The 1,201-nt window shown below is 27.0% G+C and carries 1 protein-coding gene; it reads right to left on the bottom strand.

Features of this window, described 5'->3' with window-relative positions:
* Positions 1–1,136: hypothetical protein (locus B0E44_RS00045; RefSeq protein WP_131828074.1), on the bottom strand; the 1,136-nt coding region annotated here is incomplete at its 3' end.
* Positions 1,137–1,201 lie beyond the last annotated feature (65 nt).

The raw sequence follows: 1,201 nt of genomic DNA, 5'->3' as shown, positions 1-1,201 counted from the left end.
GTCTTATAAGTAGGAGCACTCTTGTTTTGAATATTATGCCAATCATCTAATTTATAATCACCTCTTTTATTTTCAACATATCCATTAAAAGGATTTTTCTTAAAATCTCTTAGAAGCTTTAATCCATTTGTTCTTAACTTAAAATACCCTCCTCTATCGCCTAAAAGCGTCATCATGTTATGTAGCCCAAAACCTCTTTCATAATTACTAGAATGATCGCTGGTATTATTTTTCACTAGACAATCAATGATTGCTTCATAAACTTCTTCTTTAGACGTAAATTCCTCAATACTTTTTTTAAGCCATTTACTTGCTAATCCGGAGCCTGTATCGAAAATTGATAATTCAATAATAAAATTATTAGCAGTATCATTAGTAATTAAACTAGATATATAATCTGATAGAGGCTTATCATCTTTACAATTTTTCAATAAAGTTTCCTTATTTCCGTGATGAGACGAAAAGAGAAGTCCTCTTATTCCGGTTTCAAATGTTTTATTTAAATAATTACTTTGTCCCCAATAATGCGTATTCTCTATTAATTCAAAAATTATTTCACCTATTAATTTGTCGTAGTATTCAATTACGACAGTTGAAGTATTACTGGTATAATTTTTTGAAATTTCAATTAGTATATTTTTTGACAGCTCAATGACTTCTTTTTTTGATTTCAATGTTCCATTTGACAAATAAAATGCTGATGGATAGGGATTTGCAGAATGCTGTACAGAAGTTATAAAGCTATTATCTCCTTTTTTCCAGCTTTCATTGAATTTTAAAAAGTTTATTTTGTCCTTGATTACATTTGCAACTTTAGATGAAATATCAGTTTTATCTAACAAAAAAATACCATTTTTATATCCCATACAACCTGCAATGAAGTTCCAATAGCGACTGAACATTATATCAATTTTTTTATCAAGTTCTGGTGTCGTACTATTGTAATGGACAAATAATTTTCCGTTACTCAATCTGCTCCAAGTAATTATTAACTGTATAATTTCTGAATAAATACCAAGTTGTTTTCCATTAATATTAGCAGGTATATATAAATCAACATTTGAAGATTTTTTTAATATTTTATATGCCCTATCAATTTCCAAATAAGAGATATTGTTTTTGATGCTTATCTTCATAAATTATTTTTTATAACTGATTTTTCTTCAAAATCTGTAAAATTGATTTTTGATATGTAAATATA

Origin of the sequence: Flavobacterium sp. A45 (assembly GCF_002001005.1) — a bacterium.
Taxonomy (GTDB): Bacteria; Bacteroidota; Bacteroidia; order Flavobacteriales; family Flavobacteriaceae; genus Flavobacterium.
The sequence above is the reverse complement of the archived record's forward strand: the minus strand, read 5'-3'. Positions and strand labels throughout refer to the sequence as shown.